We start from the raw sequence: 14,053 nt of genomic DNA, 5'->3' as shown, positions 1-14,053 counted from the left end.
TTGTCCGCCGCCGGCGCGCATTTCCGGCTCAGCGGCCTTCATTTGTCGTCGGGCCAAACACCGCCTCGAAGGCCTCCCGCAGCCGCATGTCGACATCCGGCATCATCACCGGCAGGCCGAGATCCATCAGACTGGTGACGCCATAGGCCGAAATTCCGCACGGCACGATGCCCGTAAAATGTGCGAGATCCGGATCGACATTGAGCGACAGGCCGTGGAAGCTCACCCAGCGGCGCAGTCGGATGCCCAGCGCGGCAATCTTGTCTTCGGCCTGGGTTCCATCCGGCAGCAGCGGCTTTTCGGGACGACGCACCCACACGCCGACACGGTCCTCGCGCCGCTCGCCGCGCACGTTCATCGAATCGAGACAGCGGATGATCACTTCTTCCAGCGCCGCCACATAGGCGCGCACATCCTGCCTCCGGCGCTTGAGGTCCAGCATCACATAGGCCACCCGCTGCCCGGGGCCATGATAGGTGTATTCGCCGCCGCGACCGGTGGCAAAGACGGGGAATCGGTCGGGCTCGATCAGGTCGGCGGCATTGGCGCTGGTGCCGGCGGTATAGAGCGGCGGATGTTCCAGCAGCCAGACGAGTTCATCCGCACGTCCATCGGCAATTGCCGCCACTTCCGCCTCCATCACCGAGAGTGCCTCCTCGTAGGGCACCAGGGAATCGGAAATCCGCCAGCGCACGGGCGCAGAGCCGTCTGCGGCGAACATGGTGTGATCGAGATCGGTGCGGGTCAGCATGGCATTTTCTCTTTAAATGGAATGGCGGCGGACTATCCACAGGCGGAAAGCCCGCAAATGCGGGATTTCCCTATATAGGAATTTCTCGCGCGATTTTATCTTTCAAAAAACTGTCACGGCACACTTGCGCCGGGGAAAACGCTTTGCTAGATGCTCCCTCGCCGACGCAAGACGGCCTACCACGATGCGGTCGTGGCGGAATTGGTAGACGCGCAGCGTTGAGGTCGCTGTGGGGCAACCCGTGGAAGTTCGAGTCTTCTCGACCGCACCAAACAAACCCGGCGAAAGCCGGGTTTTTTGTTTTCTGGCAAACAGTTGCAAGAAAAACTTGATGCTTCGGTTCAGCCCGTACCGAGGCCATTCCAGCCGCTTCGACCTTTGCCTTACGTGTAGCCTCCAACGCTCGGTCGCATCGTTACGCGCCGCCCTTCGATGATCGGTACAGTGCCGATCCGGTGCGGCGGCGGGCCGGTGGACGTTGCGGATAGAAGTTGACAATTTCACTCATATTCGTAGTTATGCGCCGCGTCACGCATTTCGATGCGGCGCTCGCCGGCATGGTCTCCAGGGGCCTTGCGGCGGGGCGCCCGGTTGCGCACTGCCAAAAGGAGGCCGCAATGGCTGATGAGTCTCCCCGCCCGAGGGCTGCCGGCCCCAACCCATCCCATCAATTCCGTCTGGTCTCGCCGAATTTTTCGGTGGAGACGCAGGGTCTGCTGAAGCCGCTCGAGCCGGGACCGCTGGCGAGCCTTGCGCTGCGTGCCGGGCGATTCTTCGCGGCACTGCAGAGTGGTCCGGCGCTGCTGGTGGGTGCCGTTCCCTTCGATGTCACGGCCGAGGATTGCCTGTTTCAGCCGGAGCGTCTCGGCGCGGTCGATGGGGCTGCCGTGCCCGAAGCACCGGCCGGGTCGCGCTGGCTGGTTCGCCCGCAACCGGATGCCGCAGCCTATGCCGATTGCGTCGCGCAGTGCCTCGACCTGATGGAACGCGGACAGGGCCAGGTGGACGGCATCACCAAGGCGGTGCTGTCGCGCAGCCTTCTGCTCGAATCGGACCAGCCGATCTCGGTGGCGCGATTGATGCGCCGTCTGGCGCAGGACCCGACGGTCACCCTGTTTCGAACGCCGCTTCCCGCCCGTGACGGTCTGGTGCCGGTGATGGTGGGTGCCACGCCGGAACTGCTGGTTTCCAAGCGGGGCGATCGTGTTGTCTCGCATCCGCTGGCCGGCTCCGCCCGCCGCTCTGCCGATCCCTCGCTTGACCGCCAGGCGGGCCGTGATCTTCTGAATTCCGAAAAGGACCAGCGCGAGCATCGCGTCGTCACCGAATCGATTCTCGACGTGCTGTCTCCCTATTGCCTCGAACTGGGGGCACCGGATGGGACCACGCTGCGCGCCACCGCCAGCATGCTGCATCTCGGCACCCGCATCGTCGGCCGGCTGAGAGATGCGGAAACGCCGGTGGCCGAACTGCTGGCGCTGCTGCATCCCACGCCAGCGGTCTGCGGCATGCCGCGCCCGTCTGCCGCGGCAGCGATCCGGCGGCTCGAAACCTATGATCGCGGCTTTTATGCCGGCGCCGTCGGCTGGATCGATGGCCGCCAGGATGGCGACTGGTACGTGACCATTCGCTGCGCGAAAATCGCCGGGCGGCAGGCGCGTGTCTTTGCCGGCGCTGGCATCGTTCCGGGCTCCGATCCGCAGAAGGAAACCCAGGAAACCTCCGCCAAGTTCCAGGCCATGCTGAATGCACTCGGCATCGACGAACATGGCCGCCCGCTTCAGGAGAATGCCGCATGATGCCGTTGGTGCAGCCCTTTCCGCCGGACTTTGCCGAACGCTACCGCAAGGCCGGCTACTGGCGCGGCGAGACCTTTCCCGCCCTGCTGCGCGAACGCGCCGTCCGCTTTGCGGGTCGCACCGCCGTTGTCGGTGGCGAGCAGCGCTGGAGCTATGCCGAGCTTCTCGCCCGGGCGGAGACCGCCGCCTCGGGTTTCCTGAAGCTTGGCCTGATGCCCGGCGACCGTGTGGTCGTGCAACTGCCGAACCTGCCGGAATTCTTTTCCGTCGTCTTCGGCCTTTTTCTGGCGCGCCTCGTTCCCGTCTATGCGCTGCCCGCGCACCGGCAGACGGAAGTGGTGCATTTCCTGCGTCGTTCAGACGCCGTGGCCTATGTGATTGCCGCAAGCCATGACGGCTTCGATTATCGCGACCTTGCCCGCGCCGTGCGCGAGGAGGCGCCCGCGCTGTCCCATGTGGTGGTGGTCGGAGAGGCGCAGGAGTTCACCCCCTTTGCCGGTTTCGCGCGCGACGGGGAGGTTGTCTTTTCCGAGCCTGATCCCTCGGATGTCGCCTTCCTGCAGATTTCTGGCGGCAGCACCGGGCTATCCAAGCTCATCCCGCGCACCCATGACGACTACATCTATTCCTTCCGGGCCAGCGCCGAGATCTGCGGGCTGACCGAGGACAGCGTCTACATGGTGGCGCTGCCGGCCGCCCATAACTTTCCGATGAGTTCGCCAGGTTATTTCGGCGCCTTCTATGTCGGCGCAACCGTTGTGCTGGCGCCGTCGCCCAGCCCGGAAACCGCTTTTCCGCTGATCGCGCGCGAAAAGGTGACGATCACCGGCCTAGTGCCGCCGCTGGCGCTGCTGTGGCTGCAGGCGGCGCCGAATGCCAGGCATGACCTTACGAGCCTGCAGGTGCTGCAGGTGGGCGGGGCGAAGTTCATGCCGGAATCGGCGCGGCGCGTCCGACCCGTGCTGGGTTGCACCCTGCAGCAGGTGTTCGGCATGGCCGAGGGGCTTGTGAACTACACCCGTCTCGATGATCCGGAAGAGATCATCGTGGAAACGCAGGGACGGCCGATCAGCGCTGACGACGAGGTGCTGATCGTTGACGACCAGGGCCAGCCGGTCCCGGATGGTGAAGCAGGCAATCTGCTGACCCGCGGCCCCTATACGATCCGCGCCTATCATAACGATGCCGGCGCCAACCAGCGCTCCTTCACCGAGGACGGCTTCTACCGCACCGGCGACGTGGTGAAGCGCGTGGCGGGCGGCTACCTCGTTGTGCAGGGTCGCGCCAGCGATCACATCAACCGGGCCGGCGAGAAGATTTCCGCCGATGAGGTCGAGGATCATCTGCTGGCGCATCCGAACGTGTTCGATGCCGCCGTTGTTTCGATTCCCGATGCCTTCCTTGGCGAGCGCATCTGCGCCTTCGTCATCCCGCAGGGCGAAAAGCCGAAGGCACCGGCGCTGAAGGCCTTTATGCGCAGCCGCAAGGTCGCGGATTTCAAGGTGCCGGACCAGATCGTCTTCGTCGATGCCTTCGACCTGACGGCCGTGGGCAAGGTCAGCCGCAAGGAACTGAGGGCCCGCCTCAGGGCACAGTTCCTTGCAGACGAACAGAAGAATGCAGGACACTGAAACCGATGGCCTTGCCGAAAATCCCGCCCTATGCGCTGCCGACTGCAGAGGAACTGCCGAAGCCGAAAGGCCCGTGGCTGCTGGAACCGCAGCGTGCGGCGCTGCTGATCCATGACATGCAGAATTATTTCGTCGGTGCCTTCACGCCGGATGCCGCGCCCATCGTGCCGGCCACGGCCAATATCGCGCGTCTTGCCGCACAGGCCCGCGCGCTCGGCATTCCGGTGTTCTACACGGCGCAGAACGGCGATCAGGACCGGCGCGATCGCGGCCTGCAGGCCGATCTGTGGGGGCCCGGCATGACCTCGGCACCGGAGCATCAGGCCATCATCGCGGAACTTGCGCCGCAGCCGGAGGATTTCCTACTGGTCAAGCATCGCTACAGCGCCTTCCAGCGATCGAACCTCGAGACCATGATGCGCGCCCGCGGCCGTGACCAGCTGATCGTGACCGGCATCTATGCGCATATCGGCTGCATGATGACGGCTGCCGAGGCCTTTCAGCGTGACATCGAAGCCTTCTTCGCAGCCGATGCCCTGGCCGATTTTTCCCGTGCGGAGCATGACATGGCGATCACCTGGGTGGCGGGCCGCTGCGGCGTGCCGATGACCACGCATGCCATTCTTGCCCGCCTTGCCCCTTGAGGAGCCCCGCCCATGACCATCACCCTTGAGCGCATGCGCGCCGACGTGGCCGCCATGATTCACGAACAGCCGCAGGATATCGGCCTCGACGACAACCTGATGGATCTCGGTCTCGATTCCATGCGGCTGATGAACCTGATCCTCGCCTGGCAGGAAGCCGGGGTCGATCTGGATTTCGGCGAGTTCGCCGAGGAGTTCTCGCTTGCCGGCTGGTGGCGCGCCATCGAGGCCAAACGGGCCAGGGGATGATGGAGGGATGGCGGAGCGGGAAATGACGGGCACGGCGATGAGCGCAAGGACGCCAATGCGGCTGGTTGATATCGGCGAAGCCGCGCCCGGCCGGGATGCATGGCCGTTGACCGAGGCCCAGCTGGGGCTCTGGTATGTTCAGCGGATCGATCCGGGCAATCCAATCCTCAATGCCAGCCAATATGTGGAACTGCGCGGCCCGCTCGACATCCGTCTGTTCTGCCGCGCTTTTGACCGCATGGCGGAGGAGGCCGACAGCCTCTCGCTGGTGTTTGCAGAAACCGCCTTCGGGCCGCGCCAGCGCCTCGATGCGGCAACGCGTCCGCGATTGCAGATCGTCGATCTGACGGCGCAGCCTGATCCTGTTGCCGCGGCTCGGTCGGCCATGGTGCTCGATACGGCAACGCCGGTCGATCTGGCCAGGGGGCCGGTCTCCGCCTTCACGCTTTACCGGCTGGGGGCCGAGCACTTCTTCTGGTACGAGCGGATCCATCATCTCGCCATCGATGGTTATGGCATCGTGCTGGTGACGAACCGCGTCGGCGAGATCTATTCGGCCCTGAAGGCAGGGATCGAGCCGGGGCCGGCCTTTGCGCCTCTCTCGCAGGCGCTTGCGGAAGATGCCGCCTATCTCTGCGGCGAGCGGCGCACACAGGACCATGCCTTCTGGATGACGGAACTTTCCGGCCTGCCGGAGGTGGCAAGCCTTGCCAGCGGCCGCGCGGTCTCCGGTGCGAGCTTCCATCGACAGACAGTCCATCTGCCCGCTGCATTGTTTCGGCAGCTGACGGGCCGCGCCGATGCCCTGAAGGTGACCTGGCCGGACCTTCTGACGGTGCTGGTGGCGAGCTATTGCCGCCGCTTCGCCGCCGTGCCGGAAGCGGTGATCGGCCTGCCCTTCATGGGGCGGCTGGGCAGCAAGGCGGCGCGCGTGCCCTGTACGCTGATGAATGTTCTGCCGGTGCGGTTCGCGGACATGGAAGACGCGCCGCTTGCCGAGGTTGCGGTGCAAGGCGCGAAGAAGCTGATGGCCTGCCGGCGGCATGGGCGCTATCGCAGCGAACAGCTGCGTCGCGATCTTGGCCTGATCGGTGGCCAGCGGCGGCTGTTCGGTCCGCTGATCAATGTGCAGCCGTTCGACATGCCGCCGGTCTTTGCCGGCCTCGATGTTGCCCTGCACATTCTCGGCGCCGGAGCCGTCGACGACATCACCTTTACCTTCCGCGGCGATGCCAAAGCGAGCCTGATGATGGAGGTGGACTGTAATCCGGCGCTCTACGGTGCTGACGACACTGCAGCGCATGCCGAGCGGCTGGTCGCCTATCTCGAGGGTGCGCTCGTTGCCGAACGGCTGGCCGATGTGCCGCTTGCAAGCCCTGCCGAAATTCGCCGTTACGTCCGGGATGCGAACGCGACCGCCCATCCGGTGCCCGACGTCACCCTGGTCGACCTCATCGAGGCGACGATGCGCAGCGCGCCTGATGCACCGGCCGTTTCCTTCGAGGGCAGGGTGCTGACCTATGCGGAGCTTGAGCGGCAAAGCCGGGCACTGGCAGAGCAGCTGGCGTGCCGGGGAGCCGGGCCGGATCGGCTGGTGGCCGTGGCGCTGCCGCGTTCGCTCGATCTCGTCGTGGCGCTCTTTGCGATTGTCCGGGCGGGGGCCGCCTATCTGCCGCTCGATCCCCGGCATCCGCGTGAGCGCATTCAGCGCATTCTGGCCTCTGCTCGGCCGGTGGCGATCCTTGCCGGTCTTGCCGAGCAGGATCTCTTCGACGCTGACACCCTGCACCCCGGGGACTGGACGCGGGAGCCATCCGGCGCCACTCTCCCGGTGCCGCAGCCGGTCCATCTCGCCTATGTGATCTATACCTCTGGTTCCACCGGTGAGCCGAAGGGGGTGATGATCGAGCACCGCGCCATCGTCAACCGGCTGGAATGGATGCGCAGCCATTACAGTTTCGGGCCGCAGGATCGCATCCTGCAGAAGACGCCGGCCACCTTCGATGTGTCGGTCTGGGAATTCTTCCTGCCGGCGCTGTGCGGCGCCACGCTGGTGGTTGCGCCTCCGGAGGCGCATCGCGACCCGCAGGCGATGGCCCGGCTGATCCGTGCCGAGGCGATAACAACGCTGCATTTCGTGCCCTCCATGTTGTCCGCTTTCCTGGCTGCGCCGGAATCCGAAGGGCTTTCCGTTGCGCGGGTATTTTGCAGCGGCGAGGAGCTGACGCCCGACCAGCGCGACCGCTTTCATGCGCGCATCAGGGGCGAACTGCACAATCTCTATGGGCCGACCGAGGCTGCGGTCGATGTGAGCTACTGGCCGGCGACGTCTGAGGACCGGTCGGCGCCGCTGCCGATCGGATGGCCCGTCTGGAACACCAGCCTTATGGTGCTGGACGAGGGGCTGCAGCCGGTTCCGCCGGGTGTGGCGGGTCATCTGTTCCTTGGCGGCGTGCAGCTTGCCCGTGGCTATCTCGGGCGGCCGGATCTGACCGCCGACCGCTTTCTGCCTGATCCCTTCCGCCCGGATGGCCGCCTCTACCGCACCGGCGATCTCGCCCGCCTGCGGCCGGATGGCGCCGTTGTCTTCCTCGGCCGCTCCGACCATCAGGTCAAGATCCGCGGCCTGCGCATCGAACTCGGCGAGATCGAGGCGGCGCTGATGGCTTCCGGCCTGCTGCGGGAGGCCGTGGTGATGGCCCGTGCGGACCGCGCCGGCGACCGGCGCATCGTCGCCTATGCGGTGGCGACGGCCGCGCTTGATGTCGAAGCGTTGCGTCTGGCGGTTGCGCGACGTCTGCCTGACTACATGGTGCCCTCCGCCTTCGTTATCCTCGATGCCCTGCCGGTCACCGCCAATGGCAAGCTCGATCGCGCGGCATTGCCGGCGCCGGTGATCGAAGGCGGGCAGGGACGGCCGGCGGAAACCGCAAGCGAGCGGTTGCTCGCCCGCCTTTACCGCGACCTGCTGGCTCTCGACAGCCTGCCGGATGTGGAGGGCGATTTCTTCTCGCTCGGCGGCGATTCGCTCTCGGCGGTGCATCTGGTGCTGCGCATCAAGGAGGAAACGGGCCTCGACCCGGGACTCGGTGCCGTGTTCGAACAGCCGACGATCGCCGGACTTGCCGCCGTGCTCGATCGCGCCGGGATCGATCACGGGCTCGGGCCGATCATCCGGCTTGCGGAAGGCGAGGCGGCTCGCGCGCCGCTGTTCCTCATCCATCCGGCCGGCGGCATCGCCTGGGGCTACCGGCATCTGGCGCGGGCGCTGGGCGGGCAGCGCACCGTCTACGGAGTGCAGTCGCCGGCACTCGATCCCGATGTGGCGCTGCCGGACAGTCTGGAGGTGCTGGCGACAGCCTATGTCGACCGGATCGTCGAGACCTATCCTTCCGGTCCCTGGCATGTGGCCGGCTGGTCGGTCGGCGGCATTCTCGCCCAGGCCATGGCGGCGGAGCTGGAGGCACGCGGGCTTGCTGCCGGCATGATCGCCATGCTGGACAGCTATCCTTGCGAATGCTGGCGCGCCGAGCCGGAGCCGGACGAGACGGCGGCGCTGCTGGCCATTGCCGGCCATGATCCGCTCGCGCATCCGGATCTGACCACCCGCGCTGCAATCACCGCCTTCCTGCGCCAGGGCGGCAGTCCGCTTGGCAGCCTGCCGGATGCGGCGCTCGACGGCGTCATCCGGGTGGTGCTGGATACCAACCGGCTGGTGCGCGGCCATTATCACCGGCGCTTCGGTGGCACGGTGGTCCATGTCCGCGCCGCTCTCGATCATCAGGACAGGGATCTGACGCCCGGTCTGTGGGCTCCGCATGTCGGGGCGATCGACCGGGTGGATGTGCCCTTCCTGCATCCTCAGCTCACCTCGCCCGCCGCGACCGCGGAGATTGCGCCGCAACTGGCGCGCCGGCTCGCTGCCTTCGACACGGAAAAGGATTGAACTCATGCGTCTGACGGGGATCGAGGGAAAGATTGCGCTGGTGACCGGCGCCGGCGGCGGCATCGGCCGCGCCCTGGTCGATCTGCTGGCCGAATGCGGCGCCCGCGTGCTGGCCACCGATCATAGCGAAGCCATGCTTGCGGTTCATGCGTCGCAGGATGGGCAGAAGGTTCGCCGTGAGGTGCTTGACGTGCGCGACAGCGCGGCCGTCGATCGCCTTGTTGCGGATACGGAAGCGGATTGGGGACCGATCGATCTCGGCGTCAATGTCGCGGGCATCCTGTCCACCACCACCGTGGTTGAGACACAGGACGCCGTCTGGCGCAATGTGTTTGCCGTCAACACCGACGGTGTCTTCCATGTCTCGCGGGCGCTGGCGCGGGTGATGAGCCCGCGCCAGCGCGGCGTGATCGTCACCGTCAGCTCCAATGCGGCCGGCGTGCCGCGCCATGCCATGGCGGCCTATGCCGCTTCCAAGGCTGCCACCACCATGTTTACCCGCTGCCTCGGGCTGGAACTCGCGCCGCTCGGCATCCGCTGCAACATTGTTGCCCCTGGTTCGACGCTGACGCCGATGCAGACCGGCATGTGGGCAGACGAGCGCGGCGCCGAGCGGGTGATTGCCGGCGTGCCGGAACAGTTCAAGGCGGGCATTCCGTTGCAGAAACTGGCGACACCGGAGGATGTGGCGCAATCGGTCGTCTTCCTGCTGTCGGATCAGGCAGGACACATCACCATGGCCGATCTTTATGTCGATGGCGGCGCCACCCTGCGGGCCTGAGGCGGCGCGGCATGCTGGAAATTTAACTTGAGAAAATAAATCATCATATATAGGGCTGTCAGCCGGCTGTGCTGCCCGAGGCGGCGCAGCCGCCACCCCTGAACCAGGACGAGGACCATGACGCAGCAGATGAAACCGACCGCAGCCTTTCCCCTTTCCATCGGCTTTGCACGCATGGCGCTGATTGCCGGCACCATGGCGCTCGGTCTCGGCAGCGCCCATGCGCAGAGCGCCTTCGACAGCCTCGACAAGGACTACAAGGGGCAGGTGCGGCTGGGCGCGGCGGAACGCGGCCGGCCGCTGAATGCCGGCGGCGAGGTTGCTGTAAACGGGCAGAACTTCAAGCCCGGCCAGAAGGTCCAGCTGCTGCGCGGCACCACGTCGCTCAGCGATTTCACCGCCGATGCCGAGGGCAAGTTCCAGGGCAGGTTCACCCTGCCGGCGGATGCCGTCGTCGGCACGCATCCCCTGATCGTCACGACCGACTCGCCCTATTATGCGGATGTCGTGAAGCTGAAGGTGTCGCCGAAGGTGCCGCTGTCGGGCGAAGACAAGTTCGCCATGACCTCGGAAAAGCCCGGCGCCGGTCTCTATCAGGTCGCCTACAGCCGCAAGAACAACGCGCTCTTCGTCACCTCTGCCAGCGGCCGCCCGCCGGTCAGGAATTCGCAGTTGATCAAGCTCGATCCGCAGACGCTGGCGACCGTTGCCAAGATCACGCCGGCGGAGGCCCCGGCGGAAGGTGAACGGGGCGGCGGCGTGTTCGCGGTCTATGGGATCGGCATCGACGATGCGAACGATACCGTCTGGGTCACCAATACCCGCCAGAACACCGTTGCCGTCTACAGGCAGGCCGACCTGTCGCTGGTGAAGCAGTTCGCGCCCGGCCTTGCCCAGCATGCCCGCGACGTGAAGGTGGACGAGAAGAACGGCAAGGCCTATGTCAGCCAGGTCGGCGTGCCGGAAGTGGCCGTCTTCGATACGAAGACGCTGGAGAAGCTTCCGTCGATCGAGATCGAATCGAAGATGCGCGGCGAGAGGTTCTCCCCCGCCAGCCTCGATTTCGATCCGGCAAGCGGCAAGCTCTTCGTGGTCAGCCTGTCCACCAGCGAAGTGGCCGTGATCGATTCGGCCGCCGGCAAGGTGAGCGCGCTGTTCCCCGTGAAGGGCGGCCTGTCCACCATCGGCATCGCCTATGACGCGGCAGATGACCGCATCTTCGTGGCAGGCCAGGGCAGTGACGACCTTCTCATCCTGGATGGCAAGACCGGCGCATTGCTGCACGACGTCGCGGTGGGAGCGGGTGCGCTGAATGTGGCCTTCGAGCCCGTGTCTAAGACGGCCTATGTGTCGGCGCGCGATGCCGGCACCGTGACGGTGGTGGATGCCGAGGGAAAGATCGTCGCCAACCTTTCCGTCGCGCCCTTTGCCAACCATGTGCTGGCCGATGGCAAGGGTGGTGTATATGCCGTCAACAAGTCGCTGAACCCCGACGATGCCGATGGCGACCGCGTGACGCGCATTCTGCCGCGCTAAGTCCCGTCGCAACGGATACCGGTGGAATTCGATCTGCAATGCCGCGCCGCCCGCGCGGCATTGTTGCGTTCTGGCTGGTGTCGCGTTTAGTCTTAATCGTTTTAAAACAACTGTATATCGGCGCAGGCTGACTCTTTTTGCGACATTGAATCCGGTGCTGTCGCAGCCCGGTGTCGTGGCTCGTGAGGATTTTCTGCAACATACATGAGTATTTTAGTCATGTTAATTTTTGACGTAAAACGGACACATTGACTCCACTTTTGCGGTCCGGTTAGTGGAGTTTTCAAGACAAGTTTGAGCGGTCGAGGGACGCGACCTCTCAAACGGGAGCTGGCAGGGCACGCTGGGTAGCCCTGCAGCTCCGGTCTGGATCCTCAGGAGAATTGAATGTTGCAGGAAAGAACCGTTGTACCGCTTCGGCCGCTGATTTCGGGGGCTGCCGCCACGGCAGGGCTGGCCATGTCGCTCACATCGCTGCCGACGCTTGCGCAGGCTCAGACGACGACGACCGCCAAGCCCAAGCCGCAGGAAGCGGAAGGGGATGAGACCGTGCTGGATCGCGTCGCCGTCGAGGGACAAAGCTCCGGCAACACCAACGGCGCCACCACCGGCATTTCCCGCCTGCCTGCCTCGGTTCGCGAGACGCCGCGCACGATCAATGTGGTTCCGGCCGAGATTATCGAGGAACAGCGCGCCACGACGCTGGAGCAGGCCCTGCGAAATGTGCCGGGCATCACGCTTTCCACCGGCGAAGGTAATGGCGGCCAGAACGGCAGCCAGTTCCGCATTCGCGGCTTCCAGGCCCGCTCCGACGTCTATGTCGACGGTCTCCGCGATTTCGGCGTCTATGCCCGCGACACGTTCAACACGGAAGATATCCAGGTCTTCAAGGGTCCCTCGGGTGACAATTTCGGCGCCGGCAACACGGGCGGCCTGATCAACCAGCAGAGCAAGAAGGCGAAGCTGGAGAACTTCACCAAGATCGACCAGTCGGTCGGCAGCGGCCCGACCTACCGCACCACGCTCGATACCAACTACAAGATCGACGACACGACCGCCATTCGCGTCAACGGGCTGTTTCATAAGCAGGACGTGGCCGATCGCGACCATGTGACCGCCGATCGTCGCGGCGTTGCCATCGATCTCGGCATGGGCATCGACACCGAGACCGAATGGCATCTCAGCTACAGCTACCTGCATGGCGACGGTATTCCGGACTACGGCCAGCCGATGGTGCAGGGCGCTGACGGCATCTACCTGCCGGCGGCAGAATACGGCTTTGATCCGTCGATCTCCTATGTCCGTTCCACCAATCAGGACGTGACGAACAACCACATGCTGGGGTCCAGCCTGAAGAGCGAGGTGAATGACTGGCTGACGCTGACCAATGACACGCGAGTGACCTTCTACAGCCGCGATTTCGGCGGCACGGTTCCGGGGTCCTGCGCCGACAGTTCCACGTCGACCTGCGCAACCGATTTCTTCAGCGGCAACACATCCGCAACCTTTGGTCTCGGGGCCGGCGGAGGCCTGACCTACAAGCAGGACGGCTGGGCGATCCAGAACGTCACTGCGGCGCATATGGATTTTGACACCGGCTCCGTTGCGCACAAGGCTGTCGTCGGACTGGATGTCAGCTACCAGCATGACGAACGCGTCAATGGCTCCTGGACCGGCTGGACTAACCGAAATCGTGAGTCGCTGTTCAACCCGCAATACTATTACAACTTTACGCCGACCTATGATTATGCGGCCAAGCGCACGCTGGAATCGACCAATATCGGCCTGTTCGTCAGCGACCGCGCCTATTTGACCGATACATTCTCGGTGCTGGGCGGCCTGCGCCTCGACTACCTGAAGACCGAGATGACGCAGAGCGGCGCCTTTGCCGATGAATCCGATACCTCGCTCAATCCGTCGATCGGCGTGATCTGGGAGCCGAGCAAGACGGTGGCGCTCTACGCCTCCTTTGCCCGCACCCACAAGCCGGCCTCGACAGACATCGCCGCCCTGACCGGCAACGCATCCGAACTGCCGTCCGAGACGGCGCCGCTCAAGCCGGAAGTGTCCGATACGTTCGAAATCGGTGGCAAGGCGGATTTTCTTGACGGTCGCCTCGGCCTGACGGCCGCCCTGTTCCAGGTGGACAAGGACAATTCCTACAACGAGATCACCGGTCTTCCGGCCGGCGCCGGCGATGCCTCGACCGGACGGCGTGTGCGCGGTGTGGAAATCGGCGTCAGCGGCAAGATCACCGATGCCTGGAGCGTGCTCGCCAACTACGCCTATATGGACAGCGAGATCACGGCCTCCAGCACCGCCGCGCAGATCGGCAAGGAGGCGCCGAACGTCTCGCACCATAACGTCAATCTGTGGACCACCTACACGCTGTTCGACGAGCTTTCGGCCGAACTGCCGGGCAAGGTTACGGTTGGCGGCGGCATCGTCTATGCCAGCTCCTACTGGCTGGATGCCAGCAATGTGCAGAAGATCCCGGAAAGTTTCTCGCTGGATGCCATGGTGGCCTATCAGACCGACAAGTTCCGCATGTCGCTGAACGGCTACAACCTGACCGATCACCAGAACTACCAGTCGGGCATGTCCGGCCGCGCCGTGCCGGCCTCGGGGCCGACCGTGATGTTCAATATCGGCACCACTTTCTGATCAGCGCCATCGAAGGATGGAGAAACAGCCATGCGCCGTGCAGACGGCGCAT

General features: G+C 64.8%; 9 protein-coding genes and 1 tRNA gene. 9 read left to right on the top strand and 1 reads right to left on the bottom strand.

Translation table 11 applies throughout. The features are described from left to right. Positions 1 to 28: 28 nt before the first annotated feature. Positions 29 to 751 (bottom strand): lipoyl(octanoyl) transferase LipB, encoded by a 723-nt coding sequence (gene lipB / locus KLP42_RS09635; RefSeq protein WP_215566161.1) that lies wholly within the window; start codon positions 749 to 751, stop codon positions 29 to 31. 186 nt (positions 752 to 937) lie between these two features. Between lipB and KLP42_RS09630 the strand changes: the two genes are divergently transcribed. From KLP42_RS09630 to KLP42_RS09595, 9 genes are all read left to right on the top strand, one after another. Beyond that, positions 938 to 1,022, top strand: a tRNA-Leu gene (locus tag KLP42_RS09630). Positions 1,023 to 1,368: 346 nt separating this feature from the next. Further along, on the top strand, positions 1,369 to 2,550 hold the full coding sequence (locus KLP42_RS09625) for an isochorismate synthase (RefSeq protein ID WP_215566159.1): 1,182 nt from the start codon (positions 1,369 to 1,371) through the stop codon (positions 2,548 to 2,550). Continuing rightward, complete coding sequence (locus KLP42_RS09620; RefSeq protein WP_215566157.1) at positions 2,547 to 4,181, top strand: (2,3-dihydroxybenzoyl)adenylate synthase; 1,635 nt, start codon at positions 2,547 to 2,549, stop codon at positions 4,179 to 4,181. Before KLP42_RS09625 ends, KLP42_RS09620 begins: the two co-directional genes overlap by 4 nt. Before the next feature lie 5 nt (positions 4,182 to 4,186). Then, entirely contained in the window at positions 4,187 to 4,825 is a 639-nt protein-coding gene (locus KLP42_RS09615; RefSeq protein ID WP_252192889.1) for an isochorismatase family protein, read from the top strand. 12 nt (positions 4,826 to 4,837) lie between these two features. After that, complete coding sequence (locus KLP42_RS26880; protein WP_252192888.1) at positions 4,838 to 5,074, top strand: phosphopantetheine-binding protein; 237 nt, start codon at positions 4,838 to 4,840, stop codon at positions 5,072 to 5,074. 7 nt (positions 5,075 to 5,081) lie between these two features. Beyond that, positions 5,082 to 9,020, top strand: a complete 3,939-nt coding sequence (locus KLP42_RS09610) for a non-ribosomal peptide synthetase (RefSeq protein ID WP_252192887.1) — start codon at positions 5,082 to 5,084, stop codon at positions 9,018 to 9,020. 4 nt (positions 9,021 to 9,024) lie between these two features. Beyond that, entirely contained in the window at positions 9,025 to 9,801 is a 777-nt protein-coding gene (locus KLP42_RS09605; protein ID WP_215566155.1) for a 2,3-dihydro-2,3-dihydroxybenzoate dehydrogenase, read from the top strand. Between the two features lie 117 nt (positions 9,802 to 9,918). Further along, positions 9,919 to 11,337, top strand: a complete 1,419-nt coding sequence (locus KLP42_RS09600; protein ID WP_215566152.1) for a YncE family protein — start codon at positions 9,919 to 9,921, stop codon at positions 11,335 to 11,337. Positions 11,338 to 11,724: 387 nt separating this feature from the next. Beyond that, positions 11,725 to 14,001, top strand: a complete 2,277-nt coding sequence (locus KLP42_RS09595) for a TonB-dependent receptor (protein ID WP_215566150.1) — start codon at positions 11,725 to 11,727, stop codon at positions 13,999 to 14,001. Positions 14,002 to 14,053 lie beyond the last annotated feature (52 nt).

Origin of the sequence: Rhizobium sp. CSW-27 (genome assembly GCF_018760785.1) — a bacterium.
In the GTDB taxonomy this organism is placed as follows: domain Bacteria; phylum Pseudomonadota; class Alphaproteobacteria; order Rhizobiales; family Rhizobiaceae; genus Neorhizobium.
This window is presented reverse-complemented; position numbering and strand designations above follow the sequence as displayed.